General features: G+C 60.7%; 18 protein-coding genes. 16 read left to right on the top strand and 2 right to left on the bottom strand.

Annotated features, from left to right (window positions below; translation table 11 throughout):
* Nucleotides 1-230: 230 nt before the first annotated feature.
* The 13 genes from AAHK20_RS06570 to AAHK20_RS06510 all read left to right on the top strand — a co-directional run bounded on the left by AAHK20_RS06570 (nt 231) and on the right by AAHK20_RS06510 (nt 20,664).
* Nucleotides 231-2,060: a ShlB/FhaC/HecB family hemolysin secretion/activation protein gene (locus AAHK20_RS06570; protein WP_449180651.1), complete on the top strand. Its 1,830-nt coding sequence runs from the start codon at nt 231-233 to the stop codon at nt 2,058-2,060.
* A complete protein-coding gene (locus AAHK20_RS06565; protein ID WP_449180650.1) occupies nt 2,057-12,913 on the top strand; it encodes a hemagglutinin repeat-containing protein in 10,857 nt (3,618 codons plus the stop codon). The genes AAHK20_RS06570 and AAHK20_RS06565 overlap by 4 nt, the downstream gene beginning before the upstream one ends.
* Nucleotides 12,914-12,917: 4 nt before the next feature.
* Nucleotides 12,918-13,367 (top strand): hypothetical protein, encoded by a 450-nt coding sequence (locus AAHK20_RS06560; protein ID WP_449180649.1) that lies wholly within the window; start codon nt 12,918-12,920, stop codon nt 13,365-13,367.
* Between the two features lie 188 nt (nt 13,368-13,555).
* A complete protein-coding gene (locus tag AAHK20_RS06555; RefSeq protein ID WP_449180648.1) occupies nt 13,556-14,191 on the top strand; it encodes an SMI1/KNR4 family protein in 636 nt (211 codons plus the stop codon).
* A 28-nt stretch (nt 14,192-14,219) separates the two neighbouring features.
* Nucleotides 14,220-14,840 carry an Imm5 family immunity protein gene (locus AAHK20_RS06550; RefSeq protein WP_449180647.1) on the top strand — a complete coding sequence of 207 codons (621 nt, stop codon included), beginning with the start codon at nt 14,220-14,222 and terminating at the stop codon, nt 14,838-14,840.
* Between the two features lie 271 nt (nt 14,841-15,111).
* Nucleotides 15,112-15,348: a hypothetical protein gene (locus AAHK20_RS06545; protein ID WP_449180646.1), complete on the top strand. Its 237-nt coding sequence runs from the start codon at nt 15,112-15,114 to the stop codon at nt 15,346-15,348.
* 223 nt (nt 15,349-15,571) lie between these two features.
* Nucleotides 15,572-16,012 (top strand): T6SS immunity protein Tdi1 domain-containing protein, encoded by a 441-nt coding sequence (locus tag AAHK20_RS06540; RefSeq protein WP_449180645.1) that lies wholly within the window; start codon nt 15,572-15,574, stop codon nt 16,010-16,012.
* A 676-nt stretch (nt 16,013-16,688) separates the two neighbouring features.
* The gene (locus tag AAHK20_RS06535; protein WP_449180644.1) at nt 16,689-17,219 is read left to right on the top strand and encodes a hemagglutinin repeat-containing protein; all 531 of its coding nucleotides are present in this window, start codon (nt 16,689-16,691) and stop codon (nt 17,217-17,219) included.
* Nucleotides 17,220-17,256: 37 nt separating this feature from the next.
* Nucleotides 17,257-17,607: a hypothetical protein gene (locus AAHK20_RS06530; protein WP_449180643.1), complete on the top strand. Its 351-nt coding sequence runs from the start codon at nt 17,257-17,259 to the stop codon at nt 17,605-17,607.
* 266 nt (nt 17,608-17,873) lie between these two features.
* A complete protein-coding gene (locus AAHK20_RS06525; RefSeq protein ID WP_449180642.1) occupies nt 17,874-18,233 on the top strand; it encodes a hypothetical protein in 360 nt (119 codons plus the stop codon).
* 462 nt (nt 18,234-18,695) lie between these two features.
* Nucleotides 18,696-19,043 (top strand): colicin immunity protein, encoded by a 348-nt coding sequence (locus AAHK20_RS06520; RefSeq protein ID WP_449180641.1) that lies wholly within the window; start codon nt 18,696-18,698, stop codon nt 19,041-19,043.
* Nucleotides 19,044-19,335: 292 nt separating this feature from the next.
* Nucleotides 19,336-19,929: a hypothetical protein gene (locus AAHK20_RS06515; protein ID WP_449180640.1), complete on the top strand. Its 594-nt coding sequence runs from the start codon at nt 19,336-19,338 to the stop codon at nt 19,927-19,929.
* A gap of 234 nt (nt 19,930-20,163) precedes the next feature.
* Complete coding sequence (locus AAHK20_RS06510; protein ID WP_449180639.1) at nt 20,164-20,664, top strand: hypothetical protein; 501 nt, start codon at nt 20,164-20,166, stop codon at nt 20,662-20,664.
* Between the two features lie 7 nt (nt 20,665-20,671).
* Here AAHK20_RS06510 and AAHK20_RS06505 read toward each other — a convergent pair whose 3' ends face one another.
* Nucleotides 20,672-21,703 (bottom strand): LysR family transcriptional regulator, encoded by a 1,032-nt coding sequence (locus AAHK20_RS06505; protein WP_449180638.1) that lies wholly within the window; start codon nt 21,701-21,703, stop codon nt 20,672-20,674.
* Between the two features lie 336 nt (nt 21,704-22,039).
* Here AAHK20_RS06505 and AAHK20_RS06500 point away from each other — a divergent pair, with 336 nt between their 5' ends.
* From AAHK20_RS06500 to AAHK20_RS06490, 3 genes are read left to right on the top strand one after another with little or no spacing between them, the layout of a single operon-like run.
* Nucleotides 22,040-23,743 (top strand): methyltransferase domain-containing protein, encoded by a 1,704-nt coding sequence (locus tag AAHK20_RS06500; protein WP_449180637.1) that lies wholly within the window; start codon nt 22,040-22,042, stop codon nt 23,741-23,743.
* A gap of 10 nt (nt 23,744-23,753) precedes the next feature.
* Nucleotides 23,754-25,004, top strand: coding sequence for a DegT/DnrJ/EryC1/StrS family aminotransferase (locus AAHK20_RS06495; protein WP_449180636.1), 1,251 nt, complete (start codon nt 23,754-23,756; stop codon nt 25,002-25,004).
* Entirely contained in the window at nt 24,983-25,981 is a 999-nt protein-coding gene (locus AAHK20_RS06490) for an aspartate aminotransferase family protein (protein WP_449180635.1), read from the top strand. The genes AAHK20_RS06495 and AAHK20_RS06490 overlap by 22 nt, the downstream gene beginning before the upstream one ends.
* 17 nt (nt 25,982-25,998) lie before the next feature.
* Here AAHK20_RS06490 and AAHK20_RS06485 read toward each other — a convergent pair whose 3' ends face one another.
* Nucleotides 25,999-26,718 carry a WbqC family protein gene (locus AAHK20_RS06485; protein ID WP_449180634.1) on the bottom strand — a complete coding sequence of 240 codons (720 nt, stop codon included), beginning with the start codon at nt 26,716-26,718 and terminating at the stop codon, nt 25,999-26,001.
* Nucleotide 26,719 lies beyond the last annotated feature (1 nt).

The raw sequence follows: 26,719 nt of genomic DNA, 5'->3' as shown, positions 1-26,719 counted from the left end.
ATCACATCGAATCGGATCTTTAAAGGCGTCGCAAAGCCGCCCTTGAAAAGCTCGGGGAATGCTTTCGCCATGTGTTTGCGCGACGTTCGAATCCGTCCGGAACTCGATTGAGTCGAGCTTTTGCGGCAGCTCGCATTGCCACGAATCGCGGCAAGCGTCTGCCGCTATGCCGCCGCTATTTACAAAACAGCGGCGCAAAAACAGCAACAAGAAAAGTCGATTAAAAAGAAATGAATAAACGATGTCGCGAGCCGGCGTTCATGCGGCTCAGGGGTTGGTTGAAGTCAACGCGCGCGGCGGCGCGACACGATCTAAGAACGCTCGCGCAGATTTGCGGTGCGCTGTTCGTCCTCGCGCATTCATGCGTTTCGCATGCGCAGCTATCGGGTTCTCTCGACGAGCAGGAGCAGCGCCGTCGCGCGCAGCAACAAGAGATCGAGCGCCAGCGCCAATTGCAGGCGCCGAATGTCGACCTCCAGCCGGCGCAAAAGCCCGAGGCGATCGACGATGGCAAGGTGCCCCCCGAGTCCCCCTGCTTCAAAGTCGATCAGTTGGCGATCGAGGTTCCCAAGGGCTTGAGCGATGCCGTGGAAGCGGCTGGCGCTCGCGCGTTGTCGCCGAACCCGCTGTTTCCCGGGGCGCTGACGTTTGCCGTCGACTACCTGCAGCGCTATCGCGGTCAGTGCATCGGGCGCGAGGGCCTCAATTTGATCGTGCATCGACTGTCCGCGCTGATTCTCGCGAAGGGCTACACGACAACGCGCGTGGTAATCGGGGCTCAGGATCTGTCGACGGGCAGGCTCACGCTCGAGCTGATTCCCGGTGTGATCGGCAAGATCCGCTTCGCCGATCCGTCGACCTACGGCACCTGGCGCAATGCGTTTCCAACGCACGCCGGCAACCTGCTGAATCTGCGCGATCTCGAGCAAGGGCTCGAGCAGATGAAGCGCGTGCCGAATCAGGACGTCGACATGCAGATCGTGCCCGGCCAGTCGCCGGGCGAAAGCGATGTCGTGATCACCGTCAAGCGCACGAAGCCGTGGACGCTTGGGCTGAGTCTCGACGACAGCGGCCTCAAATCGACGGGGCAGTTGCAGGCGAGCGCGAACTTCACGCTCAACAATCCGCTCGGCCTCTCTGACATCTTCAACATTGCCTACAACCACGACGCGAACGGCCATCCGGGGCAGTACGGCACGCGCGGCGACAGTGCCTTCTATTCGATTCCGTGGGGCAACTGGTTGTTCACGGCGACGGCCAGCCAGTACCACTACCACCAGCAGATCGCCGGCGCGTTCGCCACGTTCGTCTCGAGCGGCCTTTCGAAGACGTTCGACGTCAAGGCGGAATACCTGTTCTATCGCAATCAGGTACAGAAGAATTCGCTCGAATTCCGCACCGGCAAGTATTTCAGTGAAGCGTTCGTCGACGGTTCGGAGATCGACGTTCAGCACCGCGACAACAGCTACGCGGAAATCGGCTGGGTGCACAAGCACTACTTCGGCGCGGCGCAACTCGACAGCACCGTGGCCTATCGTTGGGGCGTGCCCTGGTTCGGAGCCCAAAGCGATTTGCCGAGCGTTAGTTCGGTCGCCCCGACCTACTACTACCACATCGAAACGCTCGATTCGACGCTGAGCGTGCCGTTCCAAATCGGCCATCTGCCGCTGCGCTACACGGCGACGGTTCGTGCGCAGAATTCGCCGGACATTCTCTTTCCCACGGAGTATTTCTCGATCGGCAGCCGCTACACGGTGCGGGGCTTCGACGGCAACACGATGCTTGCCGCGGAGAAAGGCGTGTTCATGCGCAACGATCTGGAAGTCCCCATCCTGCAGACCGGCCAGACGCTGTACCTCGGCATCGACGGCGGTGAAGTGTTCGGCCCGCAGGCGCAAAACCTGTTGGGCCGGCGGCTCGCCGGCGCCGTGGTGGGTTTGCGCGGCAGTCCCTTCAAGAACGTCTATTACGACGTGTTCCTCGGCGGCCCGCTGTACCAGCCCGCCCAATTTCCCAACCGCTGGCCGGTTGCGGGTTTCAGCGTGAGCTTCCAGCTATGAACCGACACCTCTATCGCGTCATCTTCAACGCGGCCCGTGGACTCCTTATGGCTGTCCAGGAAACCGCGAGCGGCTTGGGCAAGGGACGGACGGCCGGAAGGTCAGGCGCGTCCGCCTCCGCACGCGCCGCGTTGGGCTTTATCGACATGCTGCAGATGCGCGAGCTCGCGTTCGCCGCGTTGTGCGTCTTCGGTATGCAACCGCTGCTGCTGCATGCGCAAGTGGTCGCTTCGCCGGGCGCGTCACCCGCCAATAAACCTGCGGTCGGCGTGACGGCCAACGGCTTGCCGATCGTGCAAATCACGACACCCAACGCAGCAGGCGTGTCGAACAACACGTATTCGAGCTTCAACGTCGGCAAGCCGGGCTTGATTCTCAACAACTCGCCGAGCAACGTCCTCACCCAGCAAGCGGGCTATGTGCAGGGCAACCCGTATCTCTCGTCGGGCAGCGCTCGAATCATCGTGAACCAGGTGGTGGGCGGCGGGGCCAGCCAGCTGCTCGGCTATACCGAAGTGGCGGGCCAGCAGGCGCAGGTGGTCATCGCGAATCCGGCAGGCATCTATTGCAACGGCTGTGGATTCATCAACACGAGCCGCGGCGTGCTCACGACGGGCACGCCCGTGTTCGGCGGCAGCGGCAGTCTCGACGCTTTCCACGTGACGGGCGGACAGATTCAAATCGACGGCGCGGGCATGAACGCGAGCAATGTCGACCAGGTCGACTTGATTGCGCGCAGCGTGCAGATCAACGGCAAGCTTTGGGCGGGCCGTGCGCTCAACGTGGTGACCGGCTCCAACGATGTGCGCTATGACAACCTGAGCGCGCAGGCGCTCTCCCCCGACGGCAACAAGCCGGGCGTGGCGATCGACGTCGCGCAGCTCGGCGGGATGTACGCGGGCAAGATCATGCTTGTCGGTACCGAGGCGGGCGTCGGGGTCAACAGTTCGGGGACCATCGCCGCGCAGTCGGGCGATGTGTCGCTGAGCAGCCAAGGCAAGGTGACGCTGTCGGGCACGACGAGCGCGAGCGGCAGCGTGGCGATTACCACGTCGGCAGACGCGTCGAACAGCGGCTCGCTCTATGCCGCACAGAACGCGACCTTGAACGCCCAGGGACAAGTGGGCAACACCGGTACGCTTGCCGCGCTCGGCAATACGACGGTGAGCGGCGCGTCCGTCAACTCGAGCGGCGCGCTCGGCGCGGGCATCGACGCGAGCGGCCACGTGACCGGGACCGGCAGCCTCACGGTCACCGCAACGGGCGCAGTGAGCGCCGTCGGACAAAACCTGGCGGGCGGCAATCTCGCCGTGTCGGGAAGCAGCTTGAATCTGGCTGGTGCGCAAACGCTCGTCAACGGTTCAGCATCGTTGACGGCAACGGGCGCGGGCGGCGATACCGGCAACATCGTTCACACCGGCGCCACGCTGGGCGCGGGCGGCAATCTCGCGTTGCAGGCGGCAGGCGCCGTCGTGAACGATCAAGGAAAGATGAGCGGCTCGCTCGTCGGTGTGGCCGCGGCGTCAGTCTCCAACCGCGGCGGCACGCTGACGCAAACCGGCTCCGGCAACACGAATCTCGCGGTGACGGGCGGCATCGACAACACCAGCGGCGTCATCGAAACCAATGCCCAAAACCTCACGGTCCAATCCGGCAGCCTGAGCAACGAAGGCGGCCAGATCAGCCACGCCGGGACGGGCGCGCTGAGCCTCCAGACCGGCGCGTTGGACAACAGCCACGGCGGCACCATCGGCACGAACGGGCAAGCCACGATCACGGCAGCCAGCGTTGCCAACGGCTCGGGCTCGATCACCGCGGCGCAGGCGTTGACCGTCAAGACCGGCGGGAACGTCGACAACACGGCAGGCAATGTCGAGGCGGGCGGCGCCCTCGGCGTGACCGCCGCGAACGTGACGAATAGCGCGGGGCGCATCGTCTCGCTCAATGGCGACGGCCTCGCGCTTTCGGCGAGCGGGCAAATCACGAACGCTGCGGGAACGACCGCGCAAGGCGCGGCAGGCGGCTTGATCGGAGGCAATGGCAGTGCCGCGATTCAAGCGGCGTCGCTGTCGAACAGTGGCAGCATCACCGCTTCGCAAAACCTGAACGCGACGATTACCGGCACGCTCGACAACAGCGGCGGCACGCTGAACGCGACGACGCTGACGGCCAGCGCCGCGTCGCTGAAAAACGTGAACGGCGCGATCAGCGGCAATGCCGTGAACTTGACGGTCCCGCAGCTGGATAACAGCGGCGGCCAGATCACGACGAATCAGCTCACGGTCAACGCAACGAATCTGACCAACGAGCACGGCACGCTGACGCAGCTCGGCACGGGCGCTATGGCCCTCGGCGTGAGCAATGCGATCGACAACGCCAACGGCGGCGTGCTCCAGACCAACAGCCAGGACCTGGCGCTCACGCCGGCGAGCCTGAACAACAACGGCGGCACAATCACGCACGCGGGCACGGGCACGTTGACGATCACGCCCGGCAACGGCGCGGGATCGCTGACCAACGCCGGCGGCAAGATCGCGAGCAACGGCCAAGTCGCCGTCACAGCCGGCAGTCTCGACAACACGGGCGGCGCGGTCGGCGGACAAACCGGGCTCACGGCGACGATCGGCGGCCCGCTCAACAATACGAACGGCAAGCTGATTTCCAACGCGAACTTGAGCGCGTCGACCACCGGGACGTTGACCAACACCGGCGGCGCGATCGGCGCAGGAGGAAGTGCCGCGATTCAAGCCGCTTCGTTGACGAATGGCGGCAGCATCAGCGCTACGCAAAACCTCAACGCGACGATTGCCGGCACGCTCGACAACGGCGGCGGCACGCTGAACGCAACGACGCTCACGGCCAGCGCCGCGTCGCTGAAGAACGTGAGCGGCGCGATCAGCGGCAATGCCGTGAACTTGACAGTCCCGCAGCTGGACAACAGCAGCGGCCAGATCACGACGAATCAGCTCACGGTTAACGCAACGAATCTGACCAACGAGCACGGCACGCTGACGCAGCTCGGCACGGGCGCCATGGCCCTCGGCGTGAGCAACGCGATCGACAACTCCAATGGCGGCGTACTCCAGACCAACAGCCAAGACCTCGCGCTGACGCCAGCGAGCCTGAACAACAACAGCGGCACGATCACGCACGCGGGCACGGGCACGTTGACGATCACGCCGGGCAACGGCGCAGGGTCGCTCACCAACGCCGGCGGCAAGATCGCGAGCAACGGCCAAGTCACCGTCACGGCGGGCAGCTTCGACAACACGGGCGGCACGCTGGCAGGACAAGGCGCGCTGTCGGCATCGATTGGCGGTGCGCTGAACAACACGAACGGTGTGCTGCGCTCGAACACGTCGCTCGCCGCGTCGAGCGGCGGTGCGTTGACGAATGCAGGCGGCAAGATCGCCGTCGGCGGCGGCGCGGCCAACAACGTCGGCACCTTGAGTGTCAACGCGGCATCGATCGACAACACGGGCGGCTCGATCAGCAACGCCTACGGCGGAGCGACCACGATCAACGGCGCGAGCCAGATCGCGAACTCGAACGCCGGCGGCGCATCGGGCATGGGCAGCATCAGCGGCAACGGCGCCGTCACGCTAACGACCGCAGTGCTCTACAACACACAAGGCGGTCAGTTGAGCGGCGCGAGCCTCCAGATCAATGCGGGCCGCGTGAACAACAACGGCGGACAGATCGGCAACGTTGCGAACGTGAGCGGCGACGTCGGCATTTCGAGCGGCGCCGCGTTGGACAACACGAACGGACAAATCAGCGCGTCGCGCAATCTCTCGGTGACCGCGAGCACGCTGGCGGGCGGCGGCAGCTACAACGCAGCCGGCGACGTCACGCTGAACCTGCAAGGCGACTTCAGCAATGATCCCGGCTACCAGTTCAACGCCGGGCACAATCTGACGTTCAATCTCCCGGGCACGTTCTACAACGGCGGCGGCATGCTGGCCGTGAACAACCTGAGCGTCAACGCCGGCAACATCGCCAACTCAGGCTCGATCGCCGCGGGCGGATTGCTGAGCACGAGCTCGAGCACGCTCACCAACACGGGCACGCTGGTCGGCGCGAGCGTCTCGCTAAAGGCCTCGCAGACGCTGTCGAACCTCGGCACGTCGGCGGTGATTGGCGCGACCGACAGCAACGGCACGCTCGAGCTGCTCGCCCCCGACATCGAGAATCGCGACGACACCACGGCCACCGATACGCAAGCGCAGACCGCGATCTACGGCCTCGGCCGCGTCGTGCTCGCGGGCGGCAAGGACAGCAATGGCAACTATACGAACGCCAGCCTGATCAAGAACCAGTCCGCGCTGATCCAATCGGAGGGCGACATGGTGGTCGCTGCTGACCTGGTGACCAACACGCGGCGCGTCGTGACGACGTCGGGTTTGACGTCGTCGTTCGATTCGAACTTGCTCGCGAGCCAGGGCATCAGCCTGAACGGCCGTACTGGCCAGGTTGGCGTCAAGAATAAAGACAGCATCGGCGGTGTGTACATCGAGCCGCCCCACGGCGGCCAGTACAACAGCACGTACCAGTACACGACCTATACCGGCACCGCGATGGCGAGCACGGTGACGTCGATCAGCCCTGAGGCGCAGATCATCGCGGGCGGCAACTTGTCGGCGTCGACGGTGAACACGTTTCAGGACCACTGGAGCCAAGTGACCGCCGTGGGCAACCTCGCGGCGCCTCACGTTGTCGATCAGGACAGCTGGAAAGGGCAGACGGCACCCGAGGTGCAGGTGACGTACTCCGGCAACTACCACTACCGCAACTATGACGGCAGCGTCCCGGACTGGACGCATTCATTCTGCCCGAGCGGATGTGACGGCCCCGCCGACATCAAAACCTACTCGCTGCCAAGCTACGATTCGACCTTCACCGCCCACGGCACCATTAGCGGCACGGGCGTGAGCATCAACAACGGTGCGGGCAATGCGTCCGTCACGCCGCTCGGGCTCGTGCCCGGGCAGACGTTGCCCGGCCTCAACACGGGGGCGGTGAACGGCAGTATCGGCAGCGGCGGGCAGCGATCCACGGGGGCGCTGTCGGCGCTCGGCGGGCACGTCATGGGCGGCGGCATCGCCGGCCTCACCAATCCGGTGATCGCAAGCGCCACGGCCGTGGGCGTGCTGAGCAACCTCACCGTGCCGCAAGGGGGCCTCTTCAAGCCTGACACGGCGCCGAGCGCACCGTACCTGGTCGAGACGAATCCCGCTTTCACGAGCCTGCATACGTGGCTCTCGAGCGACTACTACTTCCAGCAGCTCGGCATGAACCCGGGGCAGATTCAGGAACGCCTCGGCGACGGGTTCTATGAGCAGCATCTGGTGCAAAGCCAGATCATGTCGCTCACCGGCCAGTCCGTGCTGACCAACTACGCGAACACGCAAGACGAGTTCCAGGCGCTGATGGCTTCAGGCGCGTCGCTCGCGAAGTCGCTCGGCCTGGCGCCGGGCATGGGCCTTTCCGCGCAGCAGGTTTCGCAGTTGACGAGCAACGTCGTCATCATGCAGACGGCGGTCGTCGACGGGCAGTCGGTGCTCGTGCCGGTCGTCTATCTCGCGAAGGCGAGCCAGCAGAACATGGGCAATGGGCCCGTGATCGCCGCGACCAACATCGATCTCGAGAACACCCAGTCGGTCACGAACAGCGGCACGATCAAGGCGACGAACAGCCTGACGATCACTGGCAACAGCATCGACAACACGAACGGCACGCTGCAAAGCGGCGGCCAGATGACGCTCGCGACGACCGGCGACATCAACCTGACGTCGGCCACGGTCAAGGCAGGCAGCCTGGCGTTGCAGACCGGCGGGAACCTGATTCTCGACACGGCTGCGAACACGACGAACCAGGTCAACGGCAACGGAGCGACACGCATCAACACCACGCTTGGCCCTGTCGCGAGCATTAGCGTCGAGGGCGATGCCGCGATCGTGACGGGCGGCAATTTCGAGCAGAACGCGGGCAGCTTGTCGGTCGGCGGGAATCTTGGAATGCAGATCGGTGGTAATTGGACGCTCGGCACGCAGCTGACCGGCGAGCACAAGGTGGTGAATCGCGACGGCGGCGTGTCGGATACGGATATCGTGAGCGCCGTCGGCAGCACCGTCAAAGTGGGCGGCACATCGGCGATCGCAGTCGTCGGCGACCTGACCGCGCAGGGCGCGCAGATCAATCTGGGCGGCGGGGGCACGATCGCGGCGGGCGGCAGCGTGTCGCTGCTCGCGGCCACCGCGACGTCGACCGTGCACAGCACGAGCTCCGGCGACTATGCCGGCCACAGCTACTCCGAAAACATCTACACGTCGGACGACGCCGTGACGGGCACGACGCTGCAAAGCGGGCAGAGCCTGAACGTCGTGGCGGGCAAGGACATCAACGTCACCGGCAGCACGCTGAACCTGACTCAGGGCAATGCGACGCTGATGGCGGCGGGCAACGTGAACATCGGCGCGGCGACCGAGACGCATGTATCGGACTTCGACGAGCAGCATAGCCATAGCGGGGTAGCGAGCAGCACGAGCGCGGTCAACCATGTCGACCAGACCACGACGACGGCTGACGGCAGCACGATTTCGGCGGATGGCGTCACGATCGTCAGCAGCAAGGACATCAACGTGACCGGCAGCAATATCGTCGGCACGAACGCCGTCGCGCTCGCTGCGAAAGGCAACGTGAACATCCTCGCTGGAACCGACACTTACCAGGATTCCGAATATCACGACGAGAAGCACTCGGGTTTCGGCGGCACGGGAGGCATCGGCATCAGCTACGGCTCGAGCGAGCAGAAGGATCAATACAACGCCAACTCCGTCACCGAAAGCCAGTCGCGCAGCACGATCGGCAGCGTGCAGGGCAACGTGTCGATTGCGGCGGGCCAGGACGTGCACATCGGCGGCAGCGACATCGTCGCGGGCAAGGCCGCCAACGACACGACCGGCGCCACCGGCAACATCGCGATTCAGGCGCAGAACATCACGATCGACCCGAGCCAGGACACGGCGAACTCGCACGACCAGCAGGAGTCGCATTCGAGCGGCATCTCCGTGGGCATTACCGGCACGCCGCTCGATACCGCGCGCAACCTCAAGGCCGCAGGCTCCTCGGGCACGGCGTTCAACCGTTCAGAGAGCATCAACAACGAGCTCGCGGCGAACGGGGCCGACACGCCGTCTGTCTCGATCTCGTACGGGCGCAGCAGCAGCTCGAGCACGACCGACATGTCGAGTACGACCAACGCGGGCAGTACGATCCGCGGCGGCGGCAACGTCACGCTGAACGCCACGGGCGGCGCGCTGAAGGACGCGAACGGCAACCCGCTCGACGGCGACATCACGGTGACGGGCTCGACGATCACGGCGGGCGGCACGGCGACCTTCGCCGCGAATCGCAACGTGATCTTCCAGGCCTCGACCGATCTGCTGCAGCAAAGCACGCAGTCGAGCAGCTCGAGTACAAGCTTTCAGTTGGCGGGCCCGAGCCTCGGCGACGTGACACGCTGGGTGACCGGCGGGCCGAACAGCGGCGGCGTGAGCTCGTCGCCGTATAACGCGAGCCGCAGCAGCGCGGACGGCAATTCGACATCGAGCCAGCAGACCGCGACGGTGGTGACCGGCAACAGCGTCGTGGTCAAGAGCAAGACCGGCGACATCGATGTGATCGGTTCGGGCATCAGCGGCACACAAGGTGTCGACTTGATCGCAAGCCAAGGCGCGATCAACGTGCTCGCCGGGCTCGATACGAGCACGAGCCATCAGGAATCGAGCAGTCACAAGATCGGCGATCTCGGCAGCAACGGCACCGGTACGGGCTTTAGCGTCGGCGTGTCGAGCAGTCATACCGTGCAGGATTCGGCCGCGCAGACCCAAAGCACGATTCGCAGCCAGATCGCGAGCGGCAACGGCAACGTGACGCTCGACGCGAACAAGGACATCACCGTGAAGGGCTCGGACGTGGCGGCGGGCAAGGACCTCACGCTGATCGGCCAGAACCTGAACCTCGACCCGGGCAGCGACGCTCTGCAGAACAGCATGAGCCAGAGCGCGAGCCAGTTTGGGGTGTCGCTGGCGCTGGGGGGCGCTATTGGCAACGCGGTGGCGACCGTCAATCAGAGCATGAATCAGGCGAGCCAGACGAACAATTCGCGGCTCTCGGCGCTGGACAAGGCGCAGGCGGCGCTTGCCGTCTACGGTGCGGTTCAGGCCGTCATGGACTCGGCTAGCGGCGCGTCGAATCCGACGTTGATCAAGGCGACGGTCAGCATCGGCGGCGGCTCGAGCCATAGCGAATCGCAAAGCAGCTCGATGGCGAACGACGGCAGCACGCTGAAGGCGGGCGGCACGGTGTCGCTGGTGGCGACCGGCAGCGGCGCCACAGACGCGAACGGCGTGGCGACCGACGGCGACATCAACGCAGTGGGTACGCAGATCAGCGGAACCAATGTCGTGCTGAACGCCGCGCGCGACATCAATCTGCAGAGCGCGCATGACACGACGCAGCAGACGAGCAGCAACAGCAGCAGCAACGCGAGCATCGGCGTGGGCGCGGCATTAGGCGGCCAGCAGAACGGCTTCACGATCGAGTTGGCGGCAAGCGGCGCGAAGGGCAACGCGAATGGCAACAGCGTGACGAATCGCGACACGACGATCGCGGCGAGCAACACGCTGTCGATCACGAGCGGACGCGACACGAACCTGCGCGGCGCGGAGGTGTCAGGCGGCACGGTGGATGCGAACGTCGGGCGCGACTTGAACATCCAGAGCCCGCAGGACACGAACACCTACAACAGCAAGCAGTCGAGCGCGGGGTTCCAGGCGAGCCTTTGCATCCCGCCGATCTGCTACGGCACGACGGTGAGCGGCAGCGCGAGCGTGAGCCAGCAGTCGATCAGGGACAACTACCAATCGGTCAATCAGCAAAGCGGCATTTATGCGGGCAACGGCGGATTCAACATCAACGTCGGCAACCATACGCAGCTCGATGGAGGCGTGATCGCGAGCACGGCGAGCGCGGACAAGAACTCGCTTTCGACGCAGACGTTCGGCTATACGAACTTGCAGAACACGGCGAGCTACTCGGGCTCGACGGTCGGCTTCAGCATGAGCGGGGCGGCTGGACAGACCTCACAGGATGGCGCGGTGAGCTGGACGCCGGCCAAGCAGACAACGCCGAATGGGCCGGGACCGACGAACTCGCAGGGGCTGGGGCCGAGCGGGTTTGGTGCGGCGGGGGTGAGCAACAGCGCGTCGGGGACGACGTACGCGGCGGTGAGCGCGGGCACGATCACGGTGCGCGGCGATGCGGGCACGGGGCATGACAGTACCGCGGGGTTGAGCCGTGATACAGCTGATGCGAATGGCTCTGTGCAGAACACGTTCAATGCGCAGAACGTGCAGGACGGCATGGCGATTCAGCAGCAGACGGGCCAGGTCGGGATGCAGGTGGCGGGGGATGTGGGGACCTATCTCGAGAACCACACGTCGGACAAGGATTTCTGGAGCAACGACGGTGCTGGGCGTATCGGCTTGCACGCGGTGGTGGCGGGGCTGGGCGCGGCGATGGGCGGGGGCAATGTCGCGGGCGCGGTGGGCGGCACTGTTGCGGGCGATGTCGCGGGCAGTTACGCCAATAGCGCATTCGGCAACACGCTTGGCGGGACGCTGCTGTCGAACATCGTTTCGGGCGCGGCGGGTGCGGTGGCAGGTGGTGCGCTTGGTGGTTCGGCCGGTGCGCTGAGTGGCGCGAATGGGGCGTTGAGTGCGGATCTTTACAATCGGCAGTTGCATAAGAGCGAAGAGGAAAAGCTCAAGCAGTTGCAGAAAGACCAAAGCCCCGAAGAGCAGCATAAGCTGGCCGCAGCCGAATGTGCGCTGGTGCAGTGTGCAGCGGGTGTCCCGGACACTGACCCAGCCAAGGCTGGGCTCGTGCAGTTGCAGAACGAAGGTCAGGCGTACACATACGAGCAAGGGCTGCTAAAGAGCGCCGGTGCGTTCGATGGCTACGGGGCGGCTGACAAATTCAACGATTGGTACGACCGCAACCAAGTGCTTAACCGTACAGTGGGGGCGGTGCAGGGCGTAACGGGCGTCGCAGTAGCGGCGGGCGTGGCTACCGCAGGTTGCGAGACGGTGGTCGCATGCGGGGTGGCACTGACGGCAGCGGGCACGAGCGTTGACTATTCGAAGGCGGGTTTCACGCAGATGCTGAGCGGTAACTCGACGTCGACGTATGGCCAGCAGGTGCTGCAAAGTCTGGGGATGAGTCCATATGCGGCCGGGCTGACGTATGGGGCAATCAATCTTGGTTCAGCGGTCGGAACGGTCGCACTATCTGGGCAGGGGGCGAGTCAATCCGCGAGCGCCGGGAAAAATACAAGTTCGGCTGAGGCATACACATCAAACAATTTTTATAGAGACGGTAGTCCGTACCTTGATCCTATCGGCTCGCCAAGTGGAGTTATCGTTAAGGCCGACCCAACCAAAACAACAACCGTGCTGGGTAGCTTTGCTTTAGACATGAACAATGTCATCAACGACCAATTGGGCTACCCCAAGACGACAAATTTTGGTGACAAATCCGGTGGCTTCAACGTGTTGAACGTGCCGGATAATATGTACAAGACACCCGATCAGTTCTGGAATGAAGTGAACCGCCCGTTTTTGGACCAAGCGGTCAGTCGCGGGGACGATATTTACATTGTGACCAAACCTACCCCTGACGTGCTAACGAGACCGGATGGTAGCCTCACTGGATTTGGTCGAGAAATGCAGTACTTGCAGCAGCAAGGCTATAGCTACGACGGATCAACCGGAAAGATGACGAGAAGGTGACATTATGCTGGAACCGTTTTTTACCCACGTTCTTCGCGCGATCGATGCATTTCCTGAGCCGACACTTGCGATTGTGCGCAATGACGACTTTGTTCTCGAGGCAAGCAATGGCATCGTTGGGATTCGGTTCGCCATCGAAAGTCAACTGGAACCAACGATTCTGATCGCTTTATTGGATAGAAGTGGTCGAGTATTTGATGTTTCGCTTCTCGAGAAGGTGATCGAGCCTGCTCGTCTGGCAAGGAAGCAACAAGAGCTGCAGCGGCTCATGTCCTTGAATGAGAGCGAGAAGCGTAGTGAGGTGGTGATGAGTGAGTACGCGAGGATCTGTCTAGATGATCTCGTTTCATTTATTAAGAGTAACGCTGACGAGTTTGTTGACTTTCCTTTGCGCGTAGAAGGCCGTTACCGAGAATTGGAGCGAGAATTCTTGAAGGGTTTTGGCGTCGATTAATAATGGATGTAACCCGGCTACGTTCTTGATTGCGTGCCGGGATAGGGTGTTTGCGGACCCTGACGCATATGAAGAGGATTACGCCAGTCTTCACGGCCATCCATAGCCTACGCGGGGCAAGTGAGCAACTTCTCAACATTTCGAAGATGAGGCAACGATCCAGTTGGCTTCGTCAGACTTGAACGGGAATGTTCCACATATTGGCGATGCGTCTAAACCGAGAAATGGTAATTGAAATGATGAATGTTGATGAGAAACTTCAGGGTCTTGAGTATCGACCCTTAGTAAATGATGGCAACGAGATTGATGCCGATTACCTCGATGCGTTGGGAAAGGTCGGATGCAATCTTCCTGCGGATTACAAGGACTTTTTCAAGAGATACCCGCTTACTGGTGTGTTCGATAAGAAAATAGGGTTCGCGGGTAAGGAGAAATCGCCCTGGGCTTCTGATGGCGTCGAAGTGCTCGAATGCTTGTATGGCCAATGCTCAATTGCAAGCAGCGATCTAATGGCGGTCCGTGCGCAACTCCTGGAGCAGTTGCCGGTGAATATGCTCGCAATTGGCCAGGTCACCGGGGCGAATTTTGTCTGCATTAACCTGAGCGAAGAATTGTTTGGCGCGATTTATCTATGGGATCGTGAGTATTTAGAGGATGCTCGTCACGGTCTCTATGCTATCGCCGTGAGTTTTTCGGAGTTCATAGATTTGCTTCGCGAATTGAAGGAAGAGCCAGTTGCAGCTCAACCCAAGTTTGTGAAAGCGGAGTTGTCTGAAACGCTGAAGGCTCGAGTGGCGGAGCTTCTTAAGAATAAGCGACAGTGAGGCTATTAAATTGAATTAACTTGCATATATGGCTATTCCTCAACAGCTGGCTGTCGAACTGGCCGCTGCATCGAGTTCGATTGGTCAGGACGGTGAGCTTCGTGCAATCAGTCGAATGAACATTCTTCGGCTGATCGAAGCGTTGTCTTCTACTGAGCATGCCAGCGCTGGGTACTTACGCCGTGCCCGGCTCGCGATCGTTTGCGCGCATGAGGTGTTTGAGCGCATCAAGCCATATTCCAATGTTTTGGCGGATGCTCGGACGATGCTTGAAAAAGACGTGATGGCAATCTCCGGGAAATACGACTTGAGTCGATTGCAGAAGGAGTGTGGAGATTTCCATACCACAGTGATTGGTTTGTTCGAGCACGGAGAGACGGCTTTCGTTTCGGCCTATGCCGGAATGGCTGTTTTTGCCGCGATCAATACCATTCTGTACGATACGAATTTTGATCTGGTTGGCGAGAATGAGAAAAATGTGCCGCCAGACGATTGGGATGTGAGCTACTACGGGTCACTGGCTGCATCCGGCAGTGCAATATGGGAGCTCAAGGGCGGGGAGGAAAACAGGCGAGCGTACTGGCAGTGGTATTTGGGCGAGGCCATTCCGCGCGGGTGGGACGTCCTTGTTCCGTTGGAGGTGAAGTAAGTCATTTGCGCGCGGATGTTGAGGTTATCTGTATTAGCCAGGACTCGATCCGACAGGTAGTAGATCGCAACGTACTCGCCGGGGAGGATAATCGAAGGGCCCCGCCTTGAGCGCGGTAATTCAAAGGCTGCTCAACAAGTACCAAGACTGTTCAGAAATATTCCGATCAATACTCTAGCGATGAGATGTGGCAGCAAATAATTTGGGCGTCGCAGTGTTCGAATGATTCAGTCAACCAGTCGCTCGGAGTCGTTCTTCCAGGGAGGAAGCCATGAACTTTGAGAAACAAGACAACAGCAAAGATGCTAGCCAGTATAAAGCTATGTCGATCGCCTGGCGGGCCAGTTGCTTTAATGAGCTTGGTATCGTGTATGAGGCAAGCGTCGAACAGTCCAAGGGGCGAATAAGGGTGAACGATTTTCCGGATGAGTTTCTTTATACGCTATTGATTGACGACGTCGAAATCATTCATTTCAACGAGTGGCCGGAGAGCTGGTCGAAGCCTTGATCATTTCATACATGATGCGACTGCGGGGTCGATAGCTACTCTAGCCATGTTTGAGCAATTTGAATCATTGTTCTTGCCGGATTCGCTGGCTAACAATGAACATCGTGTTACTTCCGATGATCCGTACGTCGTCGAGGTAGTCCAACGTTTCGGAGGGCAATCATTCAATGGAGGCATGTAGAGGGTGCTGGATGCGAGTGGTGCGCAGTCCTGGAACCACGCGATGGAGGCAACCTTTCCGGCATTCAAAGGCCGTGCTCATTGCTTTGCTTTGGATTGGCTCGGTCGGGTGTTTGCTCTAGACAGTCAGCGACGGGCAGGAGATGGTCTTGGCGTGGTGATGTTTGAACCCGGCAGTGGGCAAGCTCTAGAAATACCTTGCAATCTTAGTTCATTTCATGACGAGGAACTGTGCGAGTACTCGGACGCAGCACTGGCGGACGATTTTTACCGGAGATGGCTACAAGCTGGAGGAGCGCGGCCATCTTTCAATCAGTGTGTTGGCTATAAGCGGCCATTGTTCCTAGGAGGAGGCGATACGCTCGAAAACCTGGAATTGGTGGACATCGATGTTTATTGGACCATCTCTGGGCGGCTTATTTCGAAACTGAACGGCGTCCCCATTGGAACTGAAGTGAAACTTTCCGGTGGAACGGCGAAGTAGTGTTGCCGGAGGTTGCCGCTGGTCTTCATCGACGAGCCCGTTCGCAAGTTGGTGGCGCGCGGAACCGAAGACGTGACCACGCGAGCGGTACTGGTAGTTGTCGAGAATGCGCACCTTCGGTACTTGTTGCGCCAACTGCGATAGCGCGAGGCGTCGATGCGTGCGCTTTCGCTACGGATTGATATTGCTGAAAAGCTGCGATATTTGGAGTGTCGGCCGTCGAAGGGCGAATGACCTGCCGCCGGTATTAGCCCGGGCCGCATTAGAGTCCGAGATAAAAAACTGCTGAGTTGCTTGGTGCGTCCGGGCGAACTACTCGGGCGTCAGATAAGCGCTGCAATTCCTGAGCACTTCTGAGTTGGTGAGAAATTTATAAAGCTAGTCGAAATTTATTCACCGGCGGGCGAATCCCTAAAGAATTCCTCGATGTTTATCTTCACAGACGACAACGCATGCCTTAAGTACGTTTCATTTTATAGTGCGGCACATGAGAGCGTTGCCAAACCGCACTCCCCGAGCTGAGAGCTTCCGGTTACCGTTGGCATTACACCTGTCCATAGTCGGGCGAAGCTCGCGCAGCGTCTGGACAATCACACGCTGAAACTCATCTTAGAGGTTTGGCCGTTTCGGGGCCGTTGTCAGAACATCGTAGACGTCGTCGGTAATCGCAAACAGCGTGACGAATCGCGACACGACGATCGCGGCGAGCAACACGCTGTCGATCACGAGCGGACGCGACACGAACCTGCGCGGCGCGGAGGTGTCAGGCGGCACGGTGGATGCGAACGTCGGGCGCGACTTGAACATCCAGAGCCCGCAGGACACGAACACCTACAACAGCAAGCAGTCGAGCGCGGGGTTCCAGGCGAGCCTTTGCATCCCGCCGATCTGCTACGGCACGACGGTGAGCGGCAGCGCGAGCGTGAGCCAGCAGTCGATCAGGGACAACTACCAATCGGTCAATCAGCAAAGCGGCATTTATGCGGGCAACGGCGGATTCAACATCAACGTCGGCAACCATACGCAGCTCGATGGAGGCGTGATCGCGAGCACGGCGAGCGCGGACAAGAACTCGCTGTCGACGCAGACGTTCGGCTACGCGACCCACGGATTCGGTCCTCAATCGAACGTTATCAGATGGAACGATAGTAAGAAGCGGGTTTGGCCGGGAATACGATTACTTAATGCAGCACGGCTACACTTATGACAATGCAACGTCGACCATGATCAAGGTGGGCCATTAAATGGTGCCGGAATACTCGGAAATTCTTTCATCGATTGCTGAAGCCCTGGAGCCTCATGAATTCAAACTCATGAAAAATGAGGAGTCCCTATGTGTGTTCGGTCGGCCAGACTGCTTTGTGGTACTGGAGGGAGAGCGGTATGTGCGTGGGGCATTCGGTCTTGGAATCGCACACGAGTGGCCAACGTCACCAAGTCGCGTATTCAACCTCCGTTTGCTGATGCAAGTGTTCGACGAAGACAAGAAGCCTTCTCTGCAGAATCAATTGAATTTTCTTGTTGCGAATATGCAAGAAATTTTTGAGGATTTTGATAAGTACGAGGCTCGTTACAGATTATTGAACGGAGATTGAGTCGTCTGCCTAATGTGCAAACCCAGCCTTGCGCTGGGTTTGCCGAATGCGACCAAGCCGGCAACGAAAACTATTTTCGATCCTTCGGTCTACCCCAACATGGCAGACATGGCTAGTACGGCTGCCGGAAAAGCATTAGTGCAGTATCAAATGACGGGAAGTACGGTCCAGACTGTTGTTGTGGACGGTGTGCAATTTTCGGTGCCAATTAAAATGCAGAATGGAGTCCCGTATGTGCCGACTGCCTTTCCAATAGGAGTTTCGAAATGAAGTGGGGTTGTATTCAAGATGTTGCTAGCGGCGATAAGCTGCTTTACTGGGTTTTGATATTCCTGCTCCAACCGTACTTCGATAGTGCCATCGATCATTGGTTGAAGGACATTTGCAAAGACGGAGGGGGGATGAGTGGCGATCCAGGCTGGAGCATTGATCATATGGTTACCGGCAGCCAAGCCTGCTTTCGTGTTTGGGCGGATCCTGAAATGAGTGGAATAGAGCCATCAGAGGCGACATATAGTGATGAAGACATGCGCCGAGCCATACGAGACACATTGAATGCGCTTGCCGGTGAGTATCCAAGAAAATCTAGGGAAGTTGAGTTAATGGTTGAACGCTACTGCGCATGAAATAAGGATGCGCTGCTACATTTCCTACACGGCACTGAAACTCGGTTGTTTGAAAAGTAACCAGAACCGAAATGAAGCAATCACGAATTGACAGACTCTTGCAGAGCAAGAGCTGGAAAGGAGCTTGTGCTCGAGTAACTCTGGTAGTCCTCGTCTATCTCGGACTTGTGCACCTTCCGGATGCTATCGCTTTGGGCTCCAAACATTGGGGCTTAACGCCTATGTCTGCACGCCAAGTAGCAAGCCACGGCACGATCGTGTCGATTTACAGGGTTGCATTCATCATTGCGCTTTCAATCGAAGCCGTCGGATGGGGCGTGGTGGCCGTGAGGACATATCGCCAAGGACGAAATCAAACTAAGAGGCACGTGTAGATTGATGGATCTGATGGCTTAGTGAAAAAGTGGCAAGAGCGACCCAGGTTGGGTGCCGGATAGTCGAATCAACTGGAAGTGAGTTGCAGTGAACATTGATCATCAAAGACGTTACGAATCTCCGGACGACTTCTTTGTCTTGGGCGGAAGCGTCGTGATGAAGGTTTCTGCCGATGCGTTGATCGCCATTTGCGTTGCTGCGGCCGAGCACGGGTTGGTTGTTGCTGGGGGTATCTGGCACAACCCCGGCTTCGAGGCCAGGCTCGATTGCATTTGGGACGGGGTTGATTCTCCAGTGGATCGAAGAACGACAGAACAAAACAACTGCGTTGCTGCCGATTTTGTGCGCTCGGAGCGAAAGTTGCGCGACGCATTTGTGAATACAGCGCCGCCCATGGCGGGTTGGTGCTCTAGCTACAAGCCCAGAAAGCAATGATGGTCCGAGGGTGGAGTCGAACCAAATCTGGACTCCTTGCTTGCGGTTGGTTCAAGAGTGCGTGGTGACAAGCCTGCCGCGCTCGACCTTAATCCTGACGCACTGCTGAGGCTGGAAGCATGCGAGTTCGAGCCATCGATCGGGGGAGCTCCATCCTCGGATAGAGCGGCGAGACCTGCGCCTTTGTGGCGAATGTAGAAGGCTGCGGCTTGGTCACCGAATGGTCCGCCTGAGACCGGGGCGATGGCATTGTGATTTGAAATTGGTGTTTATTTTAAAAACGAGCTTCCATATGAAATTAATTAAGATGCCTTACCTTCGCGCACTCGTAGGAGCAAGTTTTCTCACCGTGCTTGCGGCATGTCAGTTGCCGCCAACCGTTGCATCTAACGAGGCATCACCTGAGCAGCGTCAGGCAGTGATTGATGCACTTGTAAAATTTGGTCTCGAAGGCGACGTGAGTGATGCTACGGCAACAGGCAAATTTTTTAACGCGACATTTTATCTAAGCGATAAGTATTGGGGCATGTTGAGTCAGGAGAGGACAGAGTGGTACAGGGTTCATCAAAACGGGTCGTCTGTCTTTACGGGGAAATCTCAATACACATGGCGCTGGGTTCACGGAAATCGGCTCCAGAGCGCCGACCTGACGCTTTACCCTGACCGAGCGTTTTGCCTTTCACCGTCTGAGATAAGCGCTGCAATTCCTGAGCGTTATCGAGGTGGTGAGAAATTGAAAAAGCTAGTCGGAATTTATCCGCCGGCGGGCGAATCCTTAAAGAATTCCTCGATGTTCATCTTCACGGACGACAACGCGTGCCTTAAGTACGTTTCATTTTTTAGTAAGGCACCGGACAGCGTTGCCCAGCTGCACTCCCCGAACTGAGAGCCTTCCGGTTACCGCTAGCACCGTGCCTGTCCATGGTCGCGTGAAGCTCACGCATCGTCTCGACAATCGCACGCTGAAACTCACCTGAGAAGTTTGGCCGCTTCGGGGTCGCTTTCACGACATCGTAGACGTCGTCGGTAATCGCATCTGGATCGTCACGCCAAGAGCCATCCGGTATAGGGACATCCAGTGAGCGGCGACCCACACAAGTTCGCAACTATGAAAAGCACGATGAGACCAATCAGCACTCTCGCAATAACGTTCACGCTCGCCCTGGCAGCGGGTTGTACCACTGTCGGTCACCCCTATCCCTTCCCGCAGGATGGCGAACCATCCGCGGAACTGCAGATTCAAGGTAGGTCCGTCTATCTGCTGACGTTCAACCAAAAAGGTTGTTACACGGGCAAAACGCACGTCGATGGCGGCCCGGGCGCGATGCCGGTCAAAGTCGTGCCGGACAAACCCCTCGTGATTTCCTACGAGGAGAACGTGTGCATGATGCCGAGCACCTTTACACCGCAGAAGGATGGGCACTACCGGCTGATAGCGTTGGAGGGGCCTAAGGCACCTGACAAGGATCTCAACTTTTTTCAGCTGATAGGGCGCCAGGAGGAGCGTCAGTGCGTCGTTGCTGTGACGGAGTTGGATAGCGAAGGGCAGCCGGCGCAACCTGTCAAAGTGAAGGTTGTTAGAGCGCACCAGGTCTCGTTTGCGTGTATCAAGTTCCGGTAAGAAAGTTCTACTGCGGCATTACTCGCGCATAGTGCCCTGCCCCCACAGGCGACGGCCGCTCGAAAGCATCAATCGCATGCACCGTCGCCGACTTCCGCCCAACCATCTCGGCTTTCCCAAGCCCCTCCGGAAACGCCACCACCTCATCCGCCTTCCGCGCAAAATACTCAACGAGGTGATCAATAAACGTCCGCACCTTCACCGGCAAATGCCGCCGGCTCGGATACGCGACATTGATCTCCACCTGCGGCAACCGGTAATCCGCGAGCAGCCGCACTAACCGCCCCTGCGCCACATCCCGGCTGATCAAATAGCTCGGCAGAATCGCCACCCCCATGCCAAGCAGCGTGAACTGCCGCAGCATTTCCGTGTTGTTCGCCGCGATCACATTCGTTGGCCGCACGCGCACTTCGTCGTACGCTCCGCTGAATACGTGCTCATCGCCCCAGTATTCGGACGGCGGACTCAGGCAAGCATGATCCATCAGGTGCTCGGGCCGTGTCGGCGTGCCGTGTTCGGCGAGATAGTCGGGCGTGGCGCACACCATCATGCAATCGGTCGTCAGGCGTCGCGTGACGATGCTTCCGGTCCGCATCTGCCGCGCAATCAGAATGCCGACGTCATACCCCTCTTCCACAAGATCGACAGTACGGTCGACGAGCGTCACGTCCGGCACGACCTTCGGATAACTCTTTGCGTAGCTCTGCAGCACGGGTGCGAGCGTATGCAGCCCGAACACGACAGGCGCAACGATGCGCAGCGTGCCGATGGGTTCGTGATTGCGCGCGGTCACCATCTGCTCGACGTCTTCGAGTTCGTCGAGAATCTGCCGCGCGCGTTCGAGGTAGACCTGACCGGATTCGGTCAGCGAGAGGCTGCGTGTCGTGCGATGAAGGAGCCGGGTGCCGAGCCGGCCTTCGAGGTCGGCGACGTGGCGCGTCACGACGGCGTTGGAGACATCGAGCGCGTTCGCCGCGCCGACAAAACTGCCGATATCCGCCACCTTGACGAATATCCGCACCGATTGCAAATGATCCATGGCGATACTCCCTTCGGCCCTCTCATGCGGCGTCACCCATTACGATCGATTGTAAAGAGCGGACCATGTCCCAATCCTGACCCGAAGATGACAATATTGTCAGGTTGCCGAACCCCGAGTGCTGTTCCATCTGGTCCCAGGGAGGCTCGTCGCCCCGCTCCGCTCGGCGCATAAATCAAAATGGCGCCGAAACCCCGGTCTGTTCGCCCGATCGAACAGCATCGCCCGCCGCTAACCTTCCACCATCGCCAAGACCGCGTGCGTTGCGCCGGCCAACTCGCCCCCTGGGCGCGAACGCCGCCAAGCGCCGCCTGCTCCCACGGAAGGACCGCTTCAATGCCCACTGTCAGCATTCTGATCCCCGCCTGCAAGGCCGAATACCTCGGCCGGGCGATCCTCAGCGCGCAACGCCAGACTTTCGAGGACATCGAAATCCTCGTCGGCGACGGCACTCCCGATGCCACGCTGCAGGAAGTCGTCAGCAGGTTCGACGATCCCCGCATCCGCTACTTCCACCACGGTTTTCAAAACGGCACGCGCAATTCGCAAGCATTGTGGGAGCTCGCGCGCGGCCAGTACGTGAAGTTCCTGTCCGGCGACGACATGCTGATGCCGACCTCGGTTCAGACGCTCGTCGGCGAGCTGCGCGCCAACCCGGAGGTGGTCCTGGCGTTCCACGAGCGCGTGATCGTCGACGAGACGGACAACGTCGTCGCCACGCCGGGCCCGCTGCTCGCGCCGGGCAATACCGCGCTCATCGATCGTCCATTCCTGATCGAGCACATGGTCGCCGGGCTGAACAACTTCATCGGCGAACCGAGCAACATCATGCTCGTGCGCGACCGGGTCGACATTTCGGCCGTCTGGAATTACCGCTCGTCGGTGCTCGACTTCGCCGGCGACGTGGCGGTCTATCTGAACTGTGCCGAAAAGGCGCCGCTGCTCGCAGTGGGCGGCTATCTGAGCGCGTCCCGCCGGCATTCGGCCCAGGCGCCGGAAACCGGCAGCGCGAACTTCAGTGCGGGGCTCTACGAGTGGGAACTGATCGTGCGCGGCGAAGCCGCGGCCGGCAATCTCACGGGAGACCTCCTCCGGAATGCGCAGCGCGCGCTGCGCCGGCTCTACGGCAACTGGTCCGCGACGCTGCCGGAAATCGCCCCGCTGCTCGCCAACCTCGACGAATTCGATCGCCGGCCTGCACGTGAGCTCTACACGTCAGAGCGCTTTCAAGCCGATCTCGCGAATGCCCGCGCGGCCGTTGCCGCGCGCGTCGGTGTGAGCAGTAGAGGGCCGCAGGCGCCGCAGCAAAAGTTCTGCGTGGTCTGCGAGCAGCCCGTATCCGGCTGGCTGCCGCACCCTGAGAACGGCAACCCCGGCAGGACCTTCATGCGGCAAATCGAAACGGTGGGTTCGACGCTCCAGAACCACTCGTGCCCGAAGTGCGGCTGCAACGACCGCGAGCGCCATCTGTGGCTCTATCTTGCCTTTTCGCGGATTCTCGAAGACGCGGGCGCGAAGCGCATTCTCCACGTCGCGCCGGAAGCCGGGCTCGAGCCGCGCATCCGCAGGCTCCAGCCGCGCGAATACGTCGTTGGCGATCTCTCGCCGCGCCTCGCGCATCACCGCGAAATCAACGTCGAAAAGCTCGACTTCCCCGACGGCTACTTCGACCTGATCATCTGCAACCACGTGCTGGAGCACGTGGACAACCCGGCTGCGGCGCTCGCCGAGTTCAACCGGTGCCTTGCGCCCGGCGGTCACTTGGTCGCGCAGACGCCCTACTCGCCTGTGCTGCGCAATACGTTCGAATTGACCAAGCCCGTCGACGAAGCCTTCGCGACGAACTACTTCGGGCAAAACGACCACGTCCGCATGTTCGGCGCCGACCTCGTCGACCACTTCCGCAACGCGGGGTTCAAGGGCGACTTGTATCCGCATACGACGGTTCTCGGCGAGATCGATCCGGACACCTACGGCTGCAACGGGCGGGAGCCGTTCTTCCTGTTCGCGAAGGGCGCCGCACCGGCGTTCGCGAACTAACGGGGGCGCCATGCTGACCAACGCCGAGCCGCAACCCATCTCCGCCACGAGCGACGACAGGCCCGCAACGCCCGCGCACGATGCGCCCGCCACTGCCCCGCGCGCGACCAATACGCGCTCGGAGCACATACTCGACCCGAAGCAAGGTTTCGTCCCCGTCACGCAGCCGTACCTGCCGCCGCTGGCCGAATTTCAGCCGTATCTGGAGGAAATCTGGCGGCGCAAGTGGGTGACCAACAACGGCGTGTTTCACCAGCGGCTCGAAGCGGCGCTTTGCGACTATCTCGGCGTCGAGCATCTGTCTCTGTTCTCCAACGGCACGCTCGCGCTGATCACCGCCTTGCAGGCGCTGAAGATCGCGGGCGAGGTCATCACGACGCCGTTCAGCTTCGTCGCGACGACGCACGCGCTGCACTGGAACGGGATCAAGCCCGTCTTCGTCGACATCGATCCTGTCAGCATGAATCTCGACGCGAGCAAGATCGAAGCGGCGATCACGCCGCAGACGACGGCGATCCTGCCCGTTCACGTCTACGCGAATCCTTGCGACGTCGAGCGCATCGATGCGATTGCCGATACCTACGGCCTGCGCGTGATCTACGACGCGGCGCACGCGTTCGGCGTGCGCGTGCGCGAGCGCTCGGTGCTCGATTACGGCGACATGTCGGTGCTGAGCTTTCACGGGACGAAGGTCTTCAACACCTTCGAAGGCGGCGCGATCATCTGCCGCGACGCGAAAACCAAGCGCCGCATCGACAACCTCAAGAACTTCGGCTTCGTCGACGAAACGACGGTGGCGGCGCCCGGCATCAACGGCAAGATGAACGAGGTGCAAGCGGCGTTCGGACTGCTTCAGCTTGAGCACATGGACCGCGTGAGCGCCGGGCGCGAGCGCATCGATGCGCGCTACCGCGACGCGTTCGCCGGCGTGCGCGGTCTTGTCATGCACGACGTGCCCGCGCATTGCAGCCGCAATTACGCCTATTTCCCCGTGCTCGTCACACCGGAATTCCCGGTCGACCGGGACGCGCTCTATCAAGCGCTGCGCGCCAACGACATCGCCGCCCGCCGCTATTTCTTCCCGCTCATCAGCGAGTTCCCGACCTATCGCGGCTTGCCGTCGGCGGTGCCGGCGAACCTGCCCGTCGCGACGGAAATTTCGCGGCAGGTGCTGTGCCTGCCGATTTTCCCGGCGCTCGAAGCACACGACCAGCAGCGCATCATCGATGTCGTGCTGTCGTGCTCGAAGGCCAATCGATGATGCAAGAGGCGATCGGCGGCTATTTCGAGCTGGAATTGCCGCCTGGCCGTGGCGAGCTGTATCCCGCCGCGCGGCGCTTTCAATCGGCGCGAGCGGCCTTTCTGGCGCTGCTCGGCGCGGGCCGGCCGCGGCGTGTCTGGATGCCCTGGTACAACTGCGAAACGATGCTCGAGCCGCCTGCGATGGCAGGCGTGCCTGTTCAGCATTACCGCATCGATGCGCAACTCGATATCGCGGACGACTTCACGCTCGGCGAAAACGAGTGGCTAGTTTGGGTCAATTACTTCGGCGTTTGCGACGCGAAACTCGATCGGGTGTTCGAGCGTTTTGGGCGCGGGCGCGTTGTCGTCGACAACTCGCAGGCGCTCTTTTCGCCGCCGCGCGATTGCCTCGCGACGCTCTATTCGCCGCGCAAGTTCTTCGGCATTCCAGACGGCGGCTATCTGATCACCGAATACGACGTACCTGAGCCCGAGGAGCAGGATACGGAGTCGATCGCGCGCTTCGAGCCGCTTCTCGTGCGCATCGATCGCGGGCCGGAGGCGGGGTATGAGGGCATTCGCGCCGCACGCGCCACACTGCGCGGCCAGCGGCCGAAGCGGATGTCGCCGCTGACGCGCCATCTGCTGGCGCACATCGACTATCCCTCGGCGATTGAACGGCGCAATCGCAACTACGCGCGCTATCACAGCCTGCTCGGCGACGATAACGCGTTGCCCGTGCCGGCCGCACCTGCGCAGGCGCCGCTTTGCTATCCATTCTGGAATCACCGCTCGGATCTGCATGCGGCGCTCGCCGCCAAGCGCATTTTCGTCGCCAGATATTGGCCGAACATTCGTGGCGCGAGCGGCACGCCGGAGGATCTCGAGTACCGTCTGTCGACGGAATGTCTCGCGCTGCCGTGCGATCAACGCTACGGTGACGAAGCGATCGAGCGGGTTGTCGCCGCGCTGCGCGAGGCAATCGCCGCGCGCTGAGGCGTGCGGCTGGCGCTTCAGCTTTCCGGAGAAACCAGCGTCGTGCCCGTGCGCAACATGTCGACGACCGTGTGCGGCGCGTTCCACATCAGGACGTCGAGAATCGACAGGCCCGCTTCGAACCGGTAGGCGCCGACGTCATAGACGGGGTGCTCGAAAGAGAGGAATTGCAACTCGACGCCGCGCGAGGCGAAGTCGGCGGGATCGAACAATTCGCGTCCGCCTGCCGGGTTCACGTAGCCCGTTGCGCCAAGCATCGAGCTGATGGCCGGCGCCCAGCCGCCGGGCGGCAGCTTCTCGGGCAGCGGCAGGTCGAGTTCGGAGCAGATCCGATAGTCGAAGGCAAGTCCCAGGTACTCGCAAACCGCGCGCAAGCCGCGCACGTTCAGATTGACGAGCGAAGTGTCGTCTCCGCTCATCGCCTCCTGCACCAACGCTTCGACGGCTCGGTAGTAAGGGGCTTTGCGGTAGTGCGTGAGCTTGCCGAGCACGCTGCGGCGCGCGTCGGCCAGGTTCGAGAGCCGCGCTTCGCTCGTCTTGATCGAGATCGTCGAATTCACGAGAGGCACGCCGATGTAATTCCACCCCTCCTTCGGGTGCAGGACGCGGTTGCGGTTCATCCACGTCTTCGGCGTGTATTGGGTGATGTCGAACACCACCCAGGCGTCGGTATGGGCGATCAATGCGAAATGCCCGAGATACGGGAAAAAATACGGCTGCATGATGCCCAGCTTCACA

It is taken from the genome of Trinickia camelliae, from assembly GCF_053525655.1.
This window is presented reverse-complemented; position numbering and strand designations above follow the sequence as displayed.